General features: G+C 38.9%; 19 protein-coding genes. All 19 read right to left on the bottom strand.

Annotated elements, in window-relative coordinates:
• The 19 genes from cysD to rfbB all read right to left on the bottom strand — a co-directional run bounded on the left by cysD (position 1) and on the right by rfbB (position 21,235).
• Positions 1-915 (bottom strand): sulfate adenylyltransferase subunit CysD, encoded by a 915-nt coding sequence (cysD, locus tag A3712_RS25910; protein WP_063525549.1) that lies wholly within the window; start codon positions 913-915, stop codon positions 1-3.
• A gap of 17 nt (positions 916-932) precedes the next feature.
• Positions 933-2,672, bottom strand: coding sequence for an SLC13 family permease (locus A3712_RS25905; RefSeq protein ID WP_197465922.1), 1,740 nt, complete (start codon positions 2,670-2,672; stop codon positions 933-935).
• Positions 2,673-2,966: 294 nt separating this feature from the next.
• Positions 2,967-4,070 (bottom strand): UDP-N-acetylglucosamine--undecaprenyl-phosphate N-acetylglucosaminephosphotransferase, encoded by a 1,104-nt coding sequence (gene wecA / locus A3712_RS25900; RefSeq protein WP_063525548.1) that lies wholly within the window; start codon positions 4,068-4,070, stop codon positions 2,967-2,969.
• 241 nt (positions 4,071-4,311) lie between these two features.
• Positions 4,312-5,178: a UTP--glucose-1-phosphate uridylyltransferase GalU gene (gene galU / locus A3712_RS25895; protein ID WP_063525547.1), complete on the bottom strand. Its 867-nt coding sequence runs from the start codon at positions 5,176-5,178 to the stop codon at positions 4,312-4,314.
• Positions 5,179-5,375: 197 nt separating this feature from the next.
• Positions 5,376-6,380, bottom strand: a complete 1,005-nt coding sequence (locus A3712_RS25890; protein ID WP_063525546.1) for an NAD-dependent epimerase — start codon at positions 6,378-6,380, stop codon at positions 5,376-5,378.
• A 9-nt stretch (positions 6,381-6,389) separates the two neighbouring features.
• Positions 6,390-7,556, bottom strand: coding sequence for a nucleotide sugar dehydrogenase (locus A3712_RS25885; protein ID WP_063525545.1), 1,167 nt, complete (start codon positions 7,554-7,556; stop codon positions 6,390-6,392).
• A gap of 347 nt (positions 7,557-7,903) precedes the next feature.
• Complete coding sequence (locus A3712_RS27645; protein ID WP_197465921.1) at positions 7,904-8,059, bottom strand: CBS domain-containing protein; 156 nt, start codon at positions 8,057-8,059, stop codon at positions 7,904-7,906.
• A 319-nt stretch (positions 8,060-8,378) separates the two neighbouring features.
• Complete coding sequence (locus A3712_RS25875; protein ID WP_063525543.1) at positions 8,379-9,434, bottom strand: DUF1972 domain-containing protein; 1,056 nt, start codon at positions 9,432-9,434, stop codon at positions 8,379-8,381.
• A 19-nt stretch (positions 9,435-9,453) separates the two neighbouring features.
• The gene (locus A3712_RS25870; protein ID WP_063525542.1) at positions 9,454-10,446 is read right to left on the bottom strand and encodes a hypothetical protein; all 993 of its coding nucleotides are present in this window, start codon (positions 10,444-10,446) and stop codon (positions 9,454-9,456) included.
• A gap of 10 nt (positions 10,447-10,456) precedes the next feature.
• Entirely contained in the window at positions 10,457-11,917 is a 1,461-nt protein-coding gene (locus A3712_RS25865) for a lipopolysaccharide biosynthesis protein (protein WP_063525541.1), read from the bottom strand.
• A 4-nt stretch (positions 11,918-11,921) separates the two neighbouring features.
• The gene (locus A3712_RS25860) at positions 11,922-12,974 is read right to left on the bottom strand and encodes a hypothetical protein (RefSeq protein ID WP_063525540.1); all 1,053 of its coding nucleotides are present in this window, start codon (positions 12,972-12,974) and stop codon (positions 11,922-11,924) included.
• A complete protein-coding gene (locus tag A3712_RS25855) occupies positions 12,971-14,062 on the bottom strand; it encodes a glycosyltransferase (RefSeq protein ID WP_063525539.1) in 1,092 nt (363 codons plus the stop codon). The genes A3712_RS25860 and A3712_RS25855 overlap by 4 nt, the downstream gene beginning before the upstream one ends.
• A gap of 8 nt (positions 14,063-14,070) precedes the next feature.
• A complete protein-coding gene (locus A3712_RS25850) occupies positions 14,071-15,321 on the bottom strand; it encodes a hypothetical protein (RefSeq protein WP_063525538.1) in 1,251 nt (416 codons plus the stop codon).
• 79 nt (positions 15,322-15,400) lie between these two features.
• Entirely contained in the window at positions 15,401-16,666 is a 1,266-nt protein-coding gene (gene wecC, locus A3712_RS25845; protein WP_063525537.1) for a UDP-N-acetyl-D-mannosamine dehydrogenase, read from the bottom strand.
• Between the two features lie 18 nt (positions 16,667-16,684).
• On the bottom strand, positions 16,685-17,815 hold the full coding sequence (gene wecB / locus A3712_RS25840; protein ID WP_063525536.1) for a non-hydrolyzing UDP-N-acetylglucosamine 2-epimerase: 1,131 nt from the start codon (positions 17,813-17,815) through the stop codon (positions 16,685-16,687).
• Positions 17,815-18,360, bottom strand: coding sequence for a dTDP-4-dehydrorhamnose 3,5-epimerase (gene rfbC, locus A3712_RS25835; protein ID WP_063525535.1), 546 nt, complete (start codon positions 18,358-18,360; stop codon positions 17,815-17,817). The genes wecB and rfbC overlap by 1 nt, the downstream gene beginning before the upstream one ends.
• Positions 18,361-18,363: 3 nt before the next feature.
• Positions 18,364-19,245 carry a dTDP-4-dehydrorhamnose reductase gene (rfbD, locus tag A3712_RS25830; protein WP_063525534.1) on the bottom strand — a complete coding sequence of 294 codons (882 nt, stop codon included), beginning with the start codon at positions 19,243-19,245 and terminating at the stop codon, positions 18,364-18,366.
• Positions 19,245-20,138, bottom strand: a complete 894-nt coding sequence (gene rfbA / locus A3712_RS25825; RefSeq protein WP_063525533.1) for a glucose-1-phosphate thymidylyltransferase RfbA — start codon at positions 20,136-20,138, stop codon at positions 19,245-19,247. The genes rfbD and rfbA overlap by 1 nt, the downstream gene beginning before the upstream one ends.
• Positions 20,138-21,235 carry a dTDP-glucose 4,6-dehydratase gene (gene rfbB, locus A3712_RS25820; RefSeq protein ID WP_063525532.1) on the bottom strand — a complete coding sequence of 366 codons (1,098 nt, stop codon included), beginning with the start codon at positions 21,233-21,235 and terminating at the stop codon, positions 20,138-20,140. The genes rfbA and rfbB overlap by 1 nt, the downstream gene beginning before the upstream one ends.
• Positions 21,236-21,280: the final 45 nt, after the last annotated feature.

Genomic DNA, 21,280 nt, shown 5'->3' with positions numbered 1-21,280 from the left:
TTAGAAGTACCCTTCACGTTTTTTCTTCTCCATCGATCCCGAACTGTCGTGGTCGATAGCACGGCCTTGTCGCTCTGAAGTCGTCGTCAGGAGCATCTCTTGTATTATTTCAGGCAACGTTGCTGCTTCAGATTCCACAGCCCCTGTAAGTGGGTAACAACCAAGAGTACGGAAGCGAACCATTTTTTCTTCAACCACCTCGCCTTCTTTTAGCTCCATACGCTCATCATCTTTCATGATAAGCATACCATCACGCTCAACAACAGGTCGCTTAGCAGCAAGGTATAAGCCAGGGATCTCAATATTCTCTAAATAGATATATTGCCAAATATCGAGCTCAGTCCAGTTAGAAAGTGGGAATACTCGAATACTCTCGCCTTTATTCACCTTTCCGTTATAAATGTTCCATAGCTCAGGGCGTTGATTTTTAGGGTCCCAACGATGGTGTTCATCACGGAAGGAGTAAACGCGCTCTTTTGCACGAGATTTCTCTTCATCTCGACGAGCCCCGCCAAATGCCGCATCAAAGCCATGCTTCTCCAACGCCTGCTTCAAGCCTTGAGTTTTCATGATATCTGTATGTAAAGAGCTACCATGTACAAACGGGCTGATGTTCATTTTTACCCCTTCAGGGTTTTGATGAACAATCAACTTCATGCCTAACTTTTGGGCCATATAGTCACGAAACTCGATCATCTCCTTAAACTTCCACGTGGTGTCTACGTGCATCAATGGAAACGGCGGAATGCCTGGCGCAAACGCTTTTTGCGCTAAGTGCAGCATCACAGATGAGTCTTTACCTACGGAATACAGCATGACTGGGTTATCAAACTCAGCAGCAACTTCACGCATAATATGTATCGACTCAGCTTCAAGTTGCTTGAGATGAGTCATACGCTCTGGAGAAATCTTCATTTCTAAAAATCCTTAATTTACAATCCAATAAAGGCAGGGATTGCGGTTAATACAATCACGCCATAAAGCAGGCACATTGGAACTCCTACCTTAACAAAATCTTGCAGCTTATATTGCCCAGCGTTAAACACCATCAAGTTAGTTTGATATCCATATGGGCTGATAAAGCTTGCGCTTGCGCCGAACGCTATTGCAAGAATATACGCTTGTGGGTTAACCGACAAACTAGACGCTAGCTCAATACCAATAGGGAACACCAATGCGGCCGCTGCATTGTTAGTAACAAGTTCAGTCATAATCCAAGCCAACAAATAGACTACCACTAGCCCCATAAATGGCGAAAACAAGTAATCATACGAGTGAACAAGATATTTTAGTCCATCCAAAGCACCAGTATTGGAAAGCGCTTGAGATAGTAGCAATGCAGAAGAGATAATCAGCCAAATACCCTTAGGTATGCGTCGAAGAACCTCGTTCGCACTTAAGCAGCCAGTCAGCAGTAATAATCCAAGTAGGATCAACATCACCTTAAACAGCGATACTATACCGATTGCGGCCAATAAAATCGCACCAAGAAAGCCACCAATTGCTAGTTTCTCTTTCCACCCACCAAGGCAATGCTCAGTTTCCACTTCGTTCAATAGAAAAAAGTTCTTCGCTATGTTGTTACGAGAGGCATAATCATCACCCACAGCTAGCACTAAATAGTCGCCGGTTTGCAGTTCGACGTCTCCTAACTTGCCTGAAAGAGCTTCACCATCGCGCTTAATTGCCACTACAGCAGCATCAAACAGTGCGCGAAAGCCTGCATGTTTGAGTGTTTTTCCAATCAAGTGGCTTTCAGGACGAATGACCACCTCCGAGAGGTTATCAAGAGGGAGACCACTATCACTGGCAAATAACGACAAGCCATCAAATTGAGTTAAAGTAGTGACCTTTTTCACATCTCCACTAAACAGCAAGCGATCATGAGGCTGTATCACTTCCTGCGGCGTAACAGGAGATATCAAACGCCCACTTCGTAAAATCTCAACCAAGAACAACGACTCTAAATGTCGAAGGCCGTTTTGTTCAACCGTTTTACCAACTAAATCAGAGCTAACAGAAACCTCGGCATCAATAAGGTAATCACGAATTTCTACGCTGCCTTTTCCACGCTCAGGCAACAAGGGGCTAAGAATAAACAGTAGAACGCCGCAGCCTAACACTAAACATAAACCGACAGCGGTAAAGTCGAAAAATTTCAAACTTGGTAAGCCAGAATCAATCACTAGGCTATTTACGATTAAATTCGTTGATGTTCCGACTAAAGTGAGTGTGCCACCTAATATAGCAGCGTATGAAAGAGGTAAAAGAAGCTTGCTAGCCTTATGGTGGGGGTTATTGCGAATGGGTGCCAACATTGTTGAAACAACCGCAGTGTTATTCAAGATGGCAGACGAGAGTGTTGTCAAACTAAACAAGCGAAGCCAAGTAAGCCGATAATTCGGCCCAATCACATAGTTAGTAATTATACGCAGCAGTTTAGTTTTCTCCAGTGCCACCGAACAAATCATCAATAGTATTAGTGTGAGCAAACCTTTGTTGGAAAAACTCTGGATCACTTGTTCTGTGCTCACCAACGAACTTGTGAACAACACTAGCAATAACACACCAAATACTTTGTCAGATTGAGACTGATAGCGGATCAAACCTAAAATAGTCATCAAAAACAAAAGAATCACCTGCATGGCAGGGCTTATTAACCAATCAAGCAAAATGAATGCTCCGAATAAACGCACTAGGGTATAAAAGCACAACAGACTCGACAGCCTACCATGTTGAACATATTGAGTTAAGTGTACTTGTATTGTGTCGATAACCTAAACAAAAAGGGCCCAATCTCAATCTAGGTTGGGCCCTTTTGCTTGTGATATTGAATGATAACGACCTAAATGCAGAATTAGCGGAGCAGCACCAATAGATAACGATGAATTAAGCAGACGATAGATCAAGCCTAACCGTCGCGTCTACATACATGAAAAGACGGTTATCTCTGTACTCTCATCCCCTTATAATACTGCTGTTTCCTCTGGCTGTTTCTCTTCAAGCTTCTTCCACTGTCTTACAATCTTCGCCATCTTAAACGAGTGTGTCATCCAGTAAGTATGGAACAAGAAACACGCCACAATGGTGTAGAACATGATGAATTCAGGCACTTGGAAGTACTCTCCCAATAACCCCAAGGTTGAATAAAGCAATTGTACTAAGCATATCACCACTAACGATTCACGAGGGGTAAAGCCGATACGTTGCATAATGTGGTGGAAATGCTCACGGTCCGGTTTAAATGGAGAGTGCCCTTTACGAATGCGACGGATCATGATCGCCATCATATCGATCAAAGGGACGGCAATTAGCCATAATGCAGTGACAGGGCGAATCATATAGTGCCCGTCATCGGACTGCGTGCCACCAATCAATACCCAGATCACAATAAAGCCGATCATCATGCTGCCCGCATCGCCCATGAACACCTTACGAAGCTTGCCAAAGTAGCCCAAATTGAACAGAACAAAAGGGAATAACATGACCACTATGACCGCCATAGAAAAGGCATGAAACTCGAGTTCATAAGCAAAGAACACGACACCTAATGAGGTAAACACCACCATGCTTAAGCCGCCTAACAGGCCATCAATACCATCAACCATATTAAAGGCATTAATCGCAGCAATTACGGCTATCACCGTAATCACGCTGTCGAGCACCACAGGGAAATCTAACACACCAAGCCCAAATACATCCCCGACGTGAGAGAGGGTTAATTCGGTGTAATACATAATCACCATCGCCAACATCGCTTGTACGCCCATTCTGAGCTTAAAGCTGATGTCGAAGCGATCATCCGCCACCCCAACCAGCACTAGCACAGTTAAACACGTGGCAGCTACCTCTAGGTTATTGAACTGTTCTGCATTCACATACAGGAAGTACAACAAGGTAATGCACAAAGAGATGCCCCCGACTAATGGAACCACGCCTTCGTGGTGCTTTCTGGCATTGGGTTTATCGGTTAGGCCAATCGCATAACCGACTTTGCGCATGCAGTACAGCACAGCAAGGGAAATAAAGAAAAACATCGAGAGTTCGATGAGGTACTCAAACAGTGACATCAGGGAAAGCCTATTATTGGTTATTGTTTTATTGTTTTATTGTTTTATTGTTTTATTGTTTTATTGCTGAGGAATAGCCGAATGGCGAGTTATGGCAAGGCGCATTACTTTAAAACTTGTCGTTTCACGCCATTCTTTAAACTATGAGCAGTAGAGCATTGAAATAGGAGAAAGAGAGTAAAATGGTGAACCTCATTGATGAAATAACCTTCCATACCACGATTCACCACAGCCTAAAGTACTACCTTTTTTCTGTCGCCGTTTGGTCTATTTCCGCTTTGCTGCCTTTAAGGTAGATGTTTTGATAACAGTAGTTTGTCGCTTCAATGTAGCCATCGACGCTGCCACAGTCGAAACGCTTACCTTTAAACTTGTACGCAATCACACACCCTGTTTTCGCTTGCTCCAGCAGCGCATCGGTAATTTGGATCTCGCCGCCTTTACCTGGCTGAGTCTCTTCCAAAATATCAAAGATGTCTGGCGTGAGAATATAACGGCCAATAATGGCAAGATTGCTTGGCGCTGTGCCTTGCTCTGGCTTTTCAACCATATCGGTAATGCGAATCAAGTCATCACTCAAATGCTCACCCGCAATCACACCGTATTTGTGGGTTTCCGATTCTGGCACCTCTTCGACTGCAACAATTGAGCAACGGAACTGGCGATACAGTGCTGCCATTTGTGCCAGCACACCTTGATCTTCATTAATGCAAAGGTCGTCGGCCAATACCACAGCAAACGGGTTATCGCCCACAAGTTCTTTGCCCGTTAAAATGGCATGCCCTAGCCCTTTCATTTCACGTTGGCGAATGTAGGTAAATTGAGCGGAGTCGATCAAGGATCGAATGTCATCCAACAACGGCTCTTTATTGGTGCCTTGAATTTGGTGCTCGAGCTCGTAGTTCTTATCAAAGTGATCCATCAACGAGCTTTTACCACGGCCGGTCACCACCGCCATGCTGGTCATGCCCGCTTGAATGGCCTCGTCAACGCCGTATTCAATCAACGGTTTATTAACGATAGGCATCATTTCTTTAGGCATAGATTTTGTTGCAGGTAAAAAGCGCGTGCCGTAGCCCGCTGCAGGAAATAAGCAGTGTTTAAGCATTCTTTTTCTTTCTCGTTTTTATTATCAAGGTTCAGCAAGTATGGCTTTTGTTTGGGCATTCGAATGGCAAACAAAAGTGCCCCAAACCAGAATGGAATGAGGCACTAGCAACATCAGAAGAGCTGTATGTGTATAGAAGAGGTTTATAGAAATGGATTAATTTCTATAGTGGAGCTTTAGAAAGCTCTACTGTGGTTTTACTTGTTATAAAACTCGCGGTACCACTGAATAAATTCAGCGACACCCTCTTTCACAGTGACCTTAGGGGTATAGCCGGTTGCTGCAAATAGGTCTTGAGTATCGGCATAAGTTTGGTACACATCACCAGGTTGCATTTCGCGGAAGTTTTTCTTCGCTTCAATGCCCAGTTCATCTTCAATGGCTTTCACAAAATCCATCAAATTGATTGGTGAGCCATGGCCAATGTTATACACCGCATAAGGGGCAGAACTGGTTGCTGGCGAACCGGCTTCTACTGTCCATTCGTTATCACGGGTTGGCAGTACATCCGCGATGCGTACCACACCTTCAACAATATCATTGACGTGGGTAAAATCACGCCACATGTCACCATTGTTGTTGATATCGATTGTGTCGCCATCGAGAATCTTCTTAGTAAAGATAAACGGCGCCATATCTGGGCGGCCCCATGAGCCATAAACAGTAAAGAAACGCAGGCCTGTGGTTGGGATGCCATACAGATGAGAATAGCTGTGCGCCATCAACTCATTCGACTTCTTGGTTGCGGCGTACAGCGAAACCGGGTGATCCACCGAATCGGCCGTGGCAAACGGCGTTTTCGCATTTAAGCCGTACACAGAACTTGAAGAGGCATACACCAAGTGCTGCACTTTATTATGACGACATCCTTCAAGAATGTTTAAATGCCCCACAAGGTTTGAATCCGCATACGCGTGTGGGTTTTCAATCGAGTAACGCACCCCAGCTTGCGCCGCTAAGTGGATCACTTGATCAAACTGTTCCGCTTCAAACAAGTGAGCCACACCATCGCGATCAGCAATGTCTAACTCGACCAGTTTAAAATTGGTATGCTGAATACGCGCGAGGCGAGCTTCTTTCAGAGCGACATCGTAGTAATCGTTAAGGTTATCGACACCAATAACTTGATAACCTTTCGCTGTAAGCTGCTCTACCACCGCACTGCCAATAAAACCCGCCGCGCCTGTTACTAAATACTTCATTGTTTACCCTTAATCTGAACCAAATAGATCACGTGTGTACACTTTGTCTTGTACATCCGTCAGCTCTTGCGCCATGCGGTTAGACACAATCACATCACAGCTTGATTTGAACTGCTCAAAATCCGTTAGCACCAATGAGCGGAAAAACTCTTTTTCTTTCAGCTCTGGCTCAAACACCACTACTTCAATGCCTTTGGCTTTCAGGCGCTTCATAATGCCTTGAATGCTCGAAGCTCGGAAATTGTCCGAGCCAGACTTCATCACTAAACGGTAGATACCCACACGCATTGGGTTACGCTTGATGATTGAATCGGCAATAAAATCTTTACGTGTGGTATTCGAATCTACGATCGCACCAATAATGTTATTCGGTACGTCTGAGTAGTTAGCACGCAGCTGTTTGGTGTCTTTTGGAAGACAGTAACCACCGTAACCAAATGAAGGGTTGTTGTAATGCGAACCAATACGCGGGTCTAAACAAACGCCATCAATGATTTGGCGCGTATCTAAGCCGTGCGATTCTGCGTAAGTGTCAAGTTCATTAAAGTAAGCGACACGCAGGGCCAAGTAAGTATTGGAAAATAGTTTTACCGCTTCCGCTTCCGTAGAGTCGGTATACAAAATTTCAACGTCTTTCTTCACCGCCCCTTCTAACAGCAAGTTCGCGAAAACTGTCGCGCGTTCAGAACGCTCACCCACCACAATGCGCGATGGGTGCAGGTTATCGTAAAGCGCTTTACCTTCACGCAAAAACTCTGGTGAGAACATTAGGTTTTCACACCCTAGTTCCTCTTTAATACGCGCAGTATAACCAACAGGGATAGTAGACTTGATCACCATCACCGCATGCGGGTTAATCGTCATTACATCTTTGATTACCGCCTCAACAGAAGATGTGTTGAAGTAATTGGTTTCAACATCGTAGTCTGTTGGCGTGGCGATAATAACGAACTTCGCGTCGGCATACGCCAATTCTTTATCTAGTGTCGCGGTGAAGTTCAGCGATTTATTGATGAGAAAATCGGTGATTTCAGTATCAAAAATTGGAGATTGCTTATTATTTAGCATCTCTACTTTTTTAGCCATTATATCAACAGCAATAACTTCATGGTGTTGAGCTAACAACATAGCATTAGACAGGCCAACATAACCTGTACCAGCAATAGCAATTTTCATAAATAAGCCAACTGTATATGTGTCAATTAATTTTAATAGAAAGTATCAACAAACGGTGTATTCATTTAAATTCACAATAAGCGAACCGTATCCCAGAGGTGAGTTAATGTTTTCTTCTGAATACCTTAATATTGCCACTTGTAGAAGTTCACTCCAGTAGAACGTGATATGAAATTAACTCGTTCACACAAATTTCATATCAATAGCTTTTGAGTAAATAGTTAATTTAGCATGATACTAATTAAATAATAAATCAAGCATCTTCAATAATCACTGGTATGGTAATATTGTTGGAGGGGGGGGAAATACCTAAATCAGCACTGAACATTATCAAACTAAGAGCTAAATTATTCACTATTTTTTAGAAAGCCTACTAACCTAGTATCTTCAATGACTAATAGTGCATTAACTTTTTTAACTTCCATCAACTCATATGCACTTTGAATACTAACTTCAGGCGCTATAGTTACAGGATGGAAAGTTGCAATATCAATAGCCTTCATATCAAAAACGTCCTTACCATTCGTCTCCATAGCTCTTCGTAAGTCACCATAGACGCCACTTCATCAATAGGGGTATCTTCGTGAACATTCGTCAAAACACGTAAGCCAAATTCTTTCTTAACACTAGAAAGAATTTCCAATCCTTTGTCAATACCCAGTTCAACAGTAATATTTTGCATAGTTGAAGCAACTTCTAAAACGATTTATTCAGATTCAAATACACATGGCCCAGCGGTTAAAAGCATTTATTACACCTTAAAATAAATTAATTAAAAATTTCACAAAAACTATAGATTTATTCGTAAAAAACTAATAGAAATCAATAAAAGGATTCATATTGATTTTTTACAACATTCCAAGTATATCTACGTTGTGCAATTTCCTTAAGAGCCCTACCCATTTCTAAGCCAGTAGTTGCAAAGTCGAAACCAATAACTCCAGAAGTCAAACTGGCGACGTCAGAAAAGTAATAAGAAGCGTTTTCGGTACTGTACCTATTGAAAGAACAGTCAAAGGAAAAAACAGGTTTAGAGAAATGCATTATTTCTACCAATGAAGGGTTTGTACCACCTGCTGAGTGACCATGAATATAACCTATGCATTGTCTTCTCAGAAAATACAGCTTTTTCACATCATAAATAGGATCTAAAATCTCGATATTATCAAATTTTGAATACCTTCCCTTTAAATCCAACCCATATTCACTAGAATCCCAATTACCTACAAATATTATATTTTCATTTAAATTGGAAAATGCCTCCAATATAATATGAACATTGTTTTCAGGTTCAATCCGGCAAACCGATAAAAAATAGTTGTCTATTGAACCTATATCATTGCTAATTAAGGCATGATCACCGCCGTAAGCTATTATTTCGTTGCTCTTTCCATACTCATTTGTCACATAATCGCCAATAGCTTGGTTGTCAGCAATAACTACATCAGAATATTTTACCGCTATAGCCTCTGATAACTTCAAAAAAACTTTGGCAAGCTTGCTCCATTTATCCCTTTTCCACTCTAACCCATCAATATTTGTTATTACTTTTGCCTTAGACAAAAGCCGAAATACAGGCAAAAACAAACAACCGGAGACTCCGAGAATTAAAACGGAATCATACCTCTTAAAAACGCATAAAAACAGGGAAACTATATCGTAAAGTACACTTTGCATCCCATTAGCACGAAATGGCAGATAAATTAGTTTAGCACCATTATGTTCACATCGTTTGTTCTTATAATTTTCTGAAGAACAGAAAACTGTATACTGAATGTTATTAGAAGATTCTTTAGTCAAATTTTCGACTAAAGATTCAAAACCTCCATAACATGCAGGAATTCCAACAGTGCCTACCACGGCTACATTTTTTTTCATCAATTAATCAACTTATTTTCTAATTACAATCAAAAAGAACAGCTAGCATCTTCGTATGGACATCTGATGAGTGTTTCCATGAGCACTTCTCAATAAAATCCTTACAATTAGAACTATAAAATTCATAATTATGATAAATTTCATTATAAACATGATGTAAGTCAGAATAATCACACAACACTTTTCCAAGAGAATTCCTATAGACAATATTGTTAGAAGGAACATTATCTAATGAAATTATTGGAATTCCAAAACTAGCATACATGTATATCGAAGTAGGGACAGATAAATTTTCATGCCCCACAAACCCAACTAATCGGTCCGAAGATATCAGTAAATCAACAACTTCTTTTTTTACAAAACCATCATTATAAACCATGCAATTGTTAGAAGTCGAAAAACCTATATCTAAATTAGGTGCTATGATTAACGAAAAAATACCTTTACCATCATTTAGGCACCTGAGGTTATTTTTCTTAGCTGTTGATATTGATATTATATTTAAATCACCTTTGTGATTCTCTCTCCACGACTCTAATTTATTTTTGAAGTCAACATTGACTTGATTTTGACATAAGAAATGGTCTTTCATATCTCCGAATGTAGCTACATGAATTTTTTTATGGCAGTAACTTGGGAGACGGCACTTTATATCACTATGGAATACAACAATAGAATCAGAAAAGAAAACTACGATATTTCTAATCAAACCATTGTAAAACTTAGATTTAAAAGTATGCTCATAAACATTATGACAACTCCAAACAATTTTTACACTTTTCATCTTAGCCAAGGCGATGATAAAAACAAGCCTCAGCAGGGTAAAAATATACCCGCGAAATTTCAAATATCTGAAATGATAGATTGCATTTTTATCGCTCAAATTAATAATTTCTTTAACAATATAAAAAAAACCACCTGAAATAACATCTAAATTGTCTATACCAGAGAAAATACTTTTATATTTAAAATCAATAGGAGAGTCACAAAAAACTTTAACTAGCTTTTCCAAAACAAAAACCTTATTTTACACGCATATTTTCAAAAAAAGAAAAAATAAAAGAATAATGTTTAATCTTATATGTGAAAAAAGATACGATAGCCAATGAAACAATCATTGAAATAGAATGTAAACCAACAATCACAAAATCATTTTTCAATTCATATTTCAAAATTAAATCTAATTGATTTAGTAACAACATTACAATACAAACAAGAAAACCGAGAGTATGAGCTTTTAAAAAGTCGTGAGCACTGAGCTTTGAGATTGAGCAGCCCAATATAGTTTTTGTAATAAATTGAGCTAGCAGAGATAATAACATTCCAAATGCAATTCCCGTTAAACCATAATTAGCTCCTAGAGTACAACCAACAAATACATAGAATACATACATAACCTGACAAAAAGCTAATTTATATACATGCCCTCTAGCCCTAGCAATCACACCGTTCACTTTATAACCAATACGAAAATAAATTGCAAATGATAGTATCTGTAAAACTCTTGTAACATTTTCCCAGCCAGTGCCAAGAAGAATCATTACAATGTTCTTCGATATAAAAAATAGAAGCAATGAAAGCGGCATCAGTATAAAAGAAAGAGTAACTACAAATTGGTAATGCCTTTTTTTAAGTTCATCTTGACATTTCACGGCACTCAACGCGGGAAAAAGAACAGAGCTGAATACTCCTCCCATCATATTTGCAGGATAAGCCATTAATTGATATGCTCTATTGTAGTTCCCTAAAACAGACATACCCAGTAGTTTCCCTACTAGTAAAGTATCTAAGTTAACTGCAAATTTGTTTACAATACCAGTTATGAGCACACCACTAGAAAACCTAAATATTTTTTTCAGCTCACTAAATCGAAATCTTTTTAAACTTCTACTGTGCTTTTTAAGTAGTAGTAAAAATATAGCATTAACAAGCTCAAGGAATACTTGAGCATAGACTAAAGACCAAACGCCGAAGTCATTATAAGCAAGAGGAAGGGCTACACAGCTATATGCGATAACATATGATAATGTACTTCTCATTGCTAACTGCTTAAACTTCATATCTCTTATCAAAAGAGCTTCCGGTACAACACACAAACTTTTTAATATAAAAATCACTGACACAAATGGCAGGATTGAAATCAATTCTTTTTCATTAAAATACAAACTTATTTCAGATGAAAAACAATACAATGTAAATGAAAGTACAAAACCAACCATTAAATTAAAGAAAAAAACAGAGGACTCTTTATTTTTCGTCACATGCTCAGTTTGGATTAAAGCAGCGCCAACACCAGAATCAGTTAGTAATTGAGCTAGTGATACTAACAATAACACTATTGCGAAGATACCATAGTCTGTAGTCGACAAAAGGCGAGCAAGTAGTGCCATAAAAAGTAACTGTAAAAACACTTTAATCAAGGTTCCCGAGCTCATCCAAAAAACACCACTTAAAACGCGTCCTTTAAAACCTTTACTTTCCATAATGTCACTTCTTTATTAATCGAATTTTAATTGATTTTAACTTCTTTACTAAGCTTCGAAGAAAAAACTCAATATTAATATTATATGGTGACTCGAGCATGCTTCTGTACTCATTATTAATATCGAAGGTACCATCTTTCATGGTAAATTTACTGTTACCTTTTTCTATAATTTCCGATAAGGGCATAGTTCGATAATTTGTCTTTAGTATATTACGTTGAAAAGACATCCTTTCTGGGTTTGAATTGATAAGTTCCAAAAGCGTAGATTTTAAATCACATGACCGATGAATCATCCACCCTGACTGCATAAATAAGGGAGAGTCCCTATAAATTAGCTGACATGTCGGCTTATCAGCTAGCATCGAAGTAATAACTATACTGCTTGGCGTCGTGATCACACTAGATACTTTAGAAAGAACATGCTCAAAAGTATTTTTAACGTCGTTTTCAATATCAGAGCCATGCACGTTGTGTATACCTTGAAGTATACTGTCATCAAAAACTCTTAATATAAAATCAACTCTTAACTTTTTTAACTGGTTAATCGTTAAATTTAGCAATTGGATTATTTCAGTTAACTCCCTCTCGTCGAAATAAGCCGAGTTGGCTGTTGTCAATAATACTCTTGCGCGCCGGTCATCATTATTCATAATCTTTTCATTTATCTGTAATTTTTTTGGTAGGTACGAAAATGACCTATCGCTTATAAAGCTGCTCTCATAATCACCGGGGCAAAGTACAAAATCATGTAGTATATATTGAAACAATCTTTTCTTAGTTCTTAAAACTGCAGGGTGATGAAAGCAGTTATTCCATTCAATTATCCCATCAGTTAAAAGATAGGTAGGAATACCTGCCGCTTTAGACTTACTTATAATTATATTACTAACAGGCCATAAATATTGAATACTCAACACCGCATCATATCTATTAAACCAGCAAGTGGTTTTGCCATAAAATTTATAGCCATCAAACTCTATATCAATATCATTTAAAGAATCTTTATCTATAACATTAATAAAGTATTCTTTTGGCTCAACACACAAAATTCTCATAAAATTTCTTCATTTATAAAAGGAATTATTTGGGCATTGTAATTCAAAGTTGTAGAGTATAAGCCATAATTATAATTAGATTGTTTTTTAAAAGCATCATCAGACATACCATTAATATAATATAAAATATTTTCATTATCGCTATCGTCTACAGACACATAACCAAACTTATATTCTGAATTCAAATTAATCATTGAATGATTTTTGTAAGCAACAACTACCAAGCCACTTTGCAAATATTCATATAACTTATTCGGTGCGCAATACTTCGTATTTATAGATGTATCTTTCCATGTAATTAAACCAAAAGAGACTTTTCTTCTAAGCTCTCTCAGCTCTTTAGATCTCAAATAGCCATAATATTTGACTTTTTTATCATCTATCACTTTCCTAAATCTATCTTCATATTCTTTGTCAATTGGACCAGCAATATGGAATACATAGTCATCAGAACTCTCAGATATTAAATCCAAAAGCAACTCAGCATTTGCTTCCTTCCCTACCCTACCTTGATACAGAATTGACTTATTTTTCTTCTTTTCTATATCCATTTCGCCACTTAAAAACGGGCAGTTTTCGACCAAGTAAAACCGTGATTTCAAAAATATTCTCTTTAAAAACTCCAACCTATCCTTTTGAGCTGAAATTATCACATCGATATTATCAACAAAACAGTTAAATAATGTCCCCTTCCTATTCTCAACTTCAAACAACTCTGTACAGTAAAAAATTATTTTATATTTCTTAGGTAAAAATGAGAGTAGAGGAATATATCTAGCAGTAATTAGCACTCCTGGTTTTCTTAACATCAAAGAAAAGACAAAAATGTTAAAGAAGAAAATATTGAGAATCTTAATTATTAATTTCTTTAAAATTACATTGTCTACTTTAGATCTAATTACGTTCCCTAATTTAAGGAACCATAACTTCCTTTTGAAACCTTCAATATTTAAGTCATAATAATCTCTCTCGTAGTCTAGTGGCTCGATAAACTCAATTTTTTCCACTCCATTTTCTAATAGGATTTTAGAGAGACTAATATAGTTTTGATTACCGTACCCTAAAGTAACATTTGTGATAAATTGCATATTATAACCTAAAGCAACTTTAAAAGTTGATATAAAATTGGTAGGAACAACAATATTACTATTGTTAAATATTGATTATTTCTTGACAGAATCATCTCTTTATCAAAAAAAACATAACTTAATGAGAAAGCGAGTAAAAATGCGAATCGAACTCTAATATCTGTTCCACCTAAATGAGCAAGAGAGTATATTACCAAATTCAACAAGGAAAAAATATAAGCTGCATCTATAGTTTTCACATTTTTAATTACCAGACTTGTTCTCGTTAGGAATAGAGGAATAAAGAAGACTACGTTTATTATCCCTCCAAAAAAAATCAAAAACATATCTAAATCTGTATATATATTTAAAAAAACACCATCTGTTTCTGCAGAAAAATACTTTTCCATATAATTTGGTACTATTGGTGTAAATATAAACCTTACAAAGGCAAATATTATCACAGTCCCAATTGAAGTAAGAAATTCTGGACCTCTATTATACGACTGAACATTGGACAAAAAATAACCATAAAGTCCACCATAATCATTATAAAACCCATACCCAGCAACTACTGGGTATAAAATCGCTTGATAGAAAAGGTTAGAGTAAAAGAACAATACTAAGATGGCTACTATCACCATATACATGTGTATTTTTTTCAGTTTAAAGCTAATTCTATTTATAAGTTCTGATACAACTATGAAAAGAAAGTAAAAAGACCTACTAATTAACATGAGGCCATACGGTGTAGCCTTTTTTAACCAACCCACATTTCTATTGATTAAACTAAAACACATAAATGTCAAACCAAACACATGCAAGTCTCTAACATTTCTCAGCGTCGTTAACAGTAAATATGGGTGTAGCATTAATATTAACTCTATTCTAGAAAATTTGTAGCTACTCGTAGAAATCAAATAAAGTGATAAGAATATAGCTGCGTTAGATGATTTTATAAGAACAGAAATTAAATTAACATCGTGAAAATCTTTAGAAAAAATCCAGTTGATTAAAAAATAATAAACATTAGAACTGGTCTTATATTTTTCTATTACATCAAATATGGAGTCTAAGTCCTTAACACCTAAGAAATACACTTCAGGATCAGAGGGGTGGAACGACCTCCCCAGAGTTGTCAAGTTATATTGTGCTAAAAATATTAACAAGCTATAGAAGCAAATAAGAAACAGAGCAAAGCCCGTTCTTTTTCTATTTTTATGTTTTGCGATTGCATAGAGAAAAAATACAACTATAGATATTAGATATATTATTGACACTGGTTTACCATTTAAATTTAAAGATCTAATTTATTTTAAATTAATAGTGTTAAGTGCCAGTTTTCACGGCACTTAATATCTACCAAATCCCTTTAGTATCGATGATCTTACCTAACAAAGGTCTACTTACTTTAAACTCATGATGATCGACCAACATAACCTGTATATCAGATTCACTTCGTGCACAGTCAAATGTAACTAAATCAACACCGTTAATGTTAGGTGGTAATACTGTTATGTTTGGCTCTACGGCAACCACACGGCCAGGGTGCATATCAGAAATCTGTTTTGTTATCTCTACAGCTGGGCTCTCACGCAAATCATCTATATCAGGTTTAAACGCTAAGCCGTAACACGCAACTGTTACTTCGCGAGCAGTTTTGTCTGGATTTTCTTGAAGGAAATCAGCCACCGCTAGTTTTACTTTTTCTATAACCCACACAGGTTTGTTATCGTTTACTTCACGTGCAGTATGGATAATTTTCGCCTCATTTGGTGTTTTCGATACGATAAACCAAGGGTCAACCGCTATGCAGTGTCCACCCACGCCAGGGCCAGGCTGTAAAATATTAATTCGTGGATGGCGGTTTGCTAAAGAGATTAGTTCCCAAACATTAATATCCAGCTCATCACAAATAATCGAAAGTTCGTTGGCGAATGCTATTTGAACATCACGACATGAGTTTTCTGTTAACTTTGCCATTTCAGCGGTACGGGCATCGGTGATAACACATTCACCTAGAACAAAGCTTTTGTATAACTCCACAGAACGCTCAGAACAGCGAGTTGACATACCACCAATAACACGATCGTTTTCAACTAGTTCGCGAACAACGTGACCAGGTAAAACACGCTCGGGGCAGTGAGCAATATTAACATCTGCATTTTCACCAGCTATTTGAGGGAAAGTTAAGTCACTTCTTGCTTCAGCAAGCCATTCAGCCAGTTGCTCTGTTGCACCAACAGGAGAAGTTGATTCTAAGATCACTAAATCCCCTTTCTTTAAAATAGGGGCAATTGCTTTACCTGCAGCTTCAATAAACCGTAAGTCAGGCTCTGGAATTTCACCTTCAACGTACTCTTTAAAAGGCGTTGGAACTGCAATCAAAAAAGCATCCGCTGGTTCTGGAGTAGTGACAGCTTTTAAATAGCCTTCAGTTACTGCAGCATGTACGATCATATCCAGATCCGGCTCTACAATATGAATTTCACCGCGGTTAATGGTATCGACTGCATGTTGATTAACATCCACTCCAATTACTTTTTTCTTACGGGATGCAAACATGGCTGCTGTTGGTAGCCCTATGTAACCGAGGCCGACTACTGAAACTGTTTCAAAAGACATAATGGTTTCCTAACGTTACTATTTTTCTAATTCGTTTAAAATTCGTTGGCAAGCTTGCCCATCTCCGTAAGGGTTATGTGCAAAACTCATAGCTTGATAAGCACTTTCATTGGTTAACAACTCATTTAAACTATCAACGATCATCTCAACATCAGTGCCCACTAACTTCACCGTGCCCGCATCAACGGCTTCTGGTCTTTCCGTAGTATCGCGCATCACTAACACAGGTTTACCTAGTGAAGGGGCTTCTTCTTGAATACCGCCCGAGTCGGTCAAAATAATATTTGCGCGGTTCATAAGGTAGATAAAAGGCAGGTATTGCTGAGGTTCAATCAAGTGAATATTTTCAATGCCAGCAAGAATTCGGTTTACCGGTTCGCGTACATTTGGGTTAAGGTGCATTGGATATAGAATCTGTGTTTCTGGGTGAGCCTTTGCTGTAATGGCAAGCGACTCACAAATACGTTCAAAACCTCCGCCAAAACTTTCACGGCGATGGCCAGTAACCAAAATCAGCTTTTTGTTTTCGTCTAAAAAAGGAAATTGAGCAGAAAGTGTTGCCTTCAAATCACTGGCAGAGTCAATTTTGTCTTTTACCATCAACAACGCATCAATAACTGTATTACCAGTAACGCTTATGTTTTCTGGGTTAAAGTTCTCTTTTAGCAGGTTTTCTTTAGACGTTTGCGTGGGTGCAAAATGGTATTTCGTTAGCGCACCTGTTAATCGACGATTACCCTCTTCAGGCCATGGCGAATAGATATTTCCCGTACGAAGCCCAGCCTCCACATGCCCTACAGCGATTTGCTCATAATAAGCGGCTAGGCTCGCCGCAAATGTAGTTGCAGTATCACCATGCACCAAAACCACATCAGGTTTGAATTCTTCAAGTACGGGTTTAAGCTCTAACAAAATACGCGCCGTTACTTCGTTGAGTGTTTGACCCGCTTTCATTAAATTCAAGTCGTAGTCTGGTGTGATTTCAAACAGCGCTAAGACTTGATCAAGCATTTCACGATGTTGCGCGGTTACGCAGCACTTTGCTTCAAAGCGCTCATCGGCCGCAAGAGCATGAACTAATGGTGCCATTTTTATTGCTTCAGGACGAGTACCAAAAACTGTAAGAATCTTTTTTTTAGTTTTATTCATTACAAAGCCTTTATATCTAAGAAACGAAGAGCATTTATATCTTTTATTGATAATTTTGGTTGTTCTTTATTTGGCCACTTGATATCTAAAGTTTGATCATTCCACAGAATTGCCATTTCAGCATTCGAGTTATAGTAGTCAGTGCATTTATAAACAAACTCAGCCTCATCACTGGTCACATAAAAACCATGGGCAAAACCCTCAGGAACCCAAAGTTGACGTTTGTTCTCTGCCGACAAGTATTCACCAACCCATTGACCAAACGTCGGTGAGCCCTCTCGGATGTCGACCGCAACATCAAATACTTCACCAGACACCACGCGAACTAACTTGCCTTGTGTGTTTTCGGTTTGATAGTGCAAACCTCGCAAAATCCCTTTCTTTGACTTAGAGTGGTTATCTTGTACAAATTGTGTCGGCTTGCCCGTCACTAACTCTTCAAATTGCTTTTGATTCCAGGTTTCCATAAAGAAACCACGCTCATCACCAAACACACTGGGCTCTATAATTTTTACATCTGGAATACGTGTATCGATTACTTTCATTTTTTAATCCGTATACGCTTTAATATTATTTAATGCTACTTTCCAATCACTCACTTCAATGAAGAAGTTCGTCATAATTTTCTCATTGCTTAAACGAGAGTTACTCGGGCGTTTTGCTGGTGTTGGATATTGGTCAGTAGGAATACTTGTTAAAGCTGGCTTGTTCACAAGAACCTTTTGCTGAACAGCAACATCAAAAATAACGTCGGCGAATTCATACCAGCTTACATGGGGCAAACCCGAGAAATGGTAAACACCGTACTCTACTGTGTCACCTTGAGTAATACACTTCGTAATTTGAATCAGTGCCTTAGCAATATCACCGGCATAAGTTGGCCCACCCGACTGATCACCGACAATACTTAATGCATCACGCGTTGCACCTAGGCGAAGCATTGTCTTTACAAAGTTATTGCCGTGCTCTCCGAAAACCCACGCGGTACGAAGAATTATGTGCTTATCACATTCCTCGGCAATGGCGATTTCACCAGCAAGCTTACTTTTACCATAAACCCCTTGCGGGTTTGTCGTATCCGTTTCCGTATACTCGCCTGCTTTATTGCCTTCAAATACATAATCTGTTGAGATATGTAAAATAGCCGCATCGACACTTTGCGCGGCTTGTGCTAAGTACTTTGGACCATCACGATTTATCGCATAAGAGAGGTCAACTTCCTCCTCAGCCTTGTCAACCGCTGTATGTGCAGCTGCATTAATAATAACGCTAGGTTGAAATTCAGTAATGACTGTATTTACGGCATCTTGATTTGTAATATCAAGGTGCTCTCTATCAAGCGCTAATACTTCTGTATTATTATCATTAGCTAACTGCTTGGTGAGACAAGAACCAACTTGACCATGACAACCTGTAATTAATACACGCATTAAACCTCAGCCTTTTTCTTTGTTTCACTAACCAAACGAGTTAAATACTGGCCATAATCGTTTTTCATCATTGGCTTAGCCAAAGTTAGAACTTGTTCATCACTTAACCAACCGTTACGCCAAGCGATCTCTTCCAAACAAGCCACCTTCAAACCTTGTACGTGCTCAATGGTTTGTACAAATGACGACGCTTCATGAAGACTTTCATGTGTACCTGTGTCTAGCCACGCAAAGCCACGTCCTAGTAGCTCTACGCTCAACGAGCCATCATTAAGGTACATCTCATTAAGTGTGGTTATTTCTAGCTCACCACGCTCAGAAGGCTTCACTTGCTTAGCCATTTCAACGACACGGTTATCGTAGAAGTAAAGACCGGTCACTGCATAATTTGATTTCGGCTTTGTTGGCTTTTCTTCAATAGATACCGCTTTCATATTTTCATCAAATTCAACTACACCAAACCGTTCTGGATCTTTGACTTGATAACCGAATACCGTTGCCAAGCCTTTCTCTGTGAATTCACAGGCATGCTTCAGCTGCTTACCAAACGATTGGCCATAGTAAATATTGTCACCCAACACCAGACATACAGAATCATCACCAATAAACTCTTCACCAATGATAAACGCTTGTGCTAAGCCGTCTGGGCTTGGTTGAACAGCGTATTCAAGGTTAATACCAAAATCAGAGCCATCACCAAGTAAGCGCTGAAAGCCAGCATTATCTTCAGGTGTCGTGATGACCAAAATATCTTTAATACCAGAAAGCATTAATGTCGAGAGCGGGTAAAACACCATCGGCTTATCGTAAATCGGCAATAACTGTTTTGATACACCACGAGTTAATGGGTATAAACGTGTGCCAGAGCCACCAGCTAGAACAATCCCCTTCATTATTTCTTCACCTTTGATTCAACGGCTTCTATACCCAAACGCTCACGTTGATAGCTACCATCTTGAACATTTGTATACCAATCAGAATTATCTAGATACCACCGCACTGTTTTACGAAGACCCGTTTCAAAAGTCTCCTCCGGTGTCCAACCCAATTCACATTGCATTTTAGATGAGTCAATGGCGTAGCGACGGTCATGACCTGGGCGGTCTTGAACGTACGTGATTTGCTCTGCGTATTTAGTCTCTTTCGGAACTAGCGTATCAAGAATGTCACAGATAGTATTAACCACTTCCAGATTCTGCTTTTCGTTATGACCACCAATATTGTATGTCTCACCAACCTTACCTTCGGTTACTACCTTGTATAGAGCGCGCGCGTGATCTTCCACAAACAGCCAATCGCGGATTTGATCGCCTTTGCCGTAGATAGGTAAGTCTTTACCTTCAATAGCATTAAGGATGACCAGAGGTATTAGTTTTTCAGGGAAGTGATATGGACCATAGTTATTTGAGCAGTTCGTGACAATAGTTGGCAGGCCGTAAGTACGAAGCCATGCGCGAACCAAATGGTCACTTGATGCTTTTGAAGCAGAATAAGGGCTAGATGGTTCATAAGATGTCGTCTCTAAGAACATTGGGAGCTCAGTTCCCTCTGGCACTTCATCAGGGTGAGGAAGGTCACCATACACTTCATCGGTAGAGATGTGATGGAAACGAAACTGTGCTTTGGCTTGATCTTCAAGTTTATTCCAGTACTCGCGTGTCGCTTCCAATAACGTATATGTGCCAACTACGTTCGTTTCAATGAATGCAGCTGGGCCAGTGATAGAGCGGTCAACATGCGATTCAGCGGCTAAGTGCATTACTGCATCTGGCTGGTGCTCTTTAAACACACGATCTAAATCTGCTCGGTTGCAAATATCAACTTGCTCAAACGAATAACGTTCAGATGAATCCACTTCAATAAGAGATTCTAAGTTACCTGCGTAAGTAAGCTTATCAACGTTGACTACGCTCTCAGATGTATTATTTATGATATGACGAATGACTGCAGAGCCGATAAAACCAGCACCACCAGTGACGAGGATCTTCATAGTTTTCTCTTGTGATATATCGTTTAGAACAACTCACGAACGTGA

The sequence above is a fragment of the Vibrio sp. HI00D65 genome (genome assembly GCF_001635455.1).
Classification (GTDB): Bacteria; Pseudomonadota; Gammaproteobacteria; order Enterobacterales; family Vibrionaceae; genus Vibrio.
The sequence above is the reverse complement of the archived record's forward strand: the minus strand, read 5'-3'. Positions and strand labels throughout refer to the sequence as shown.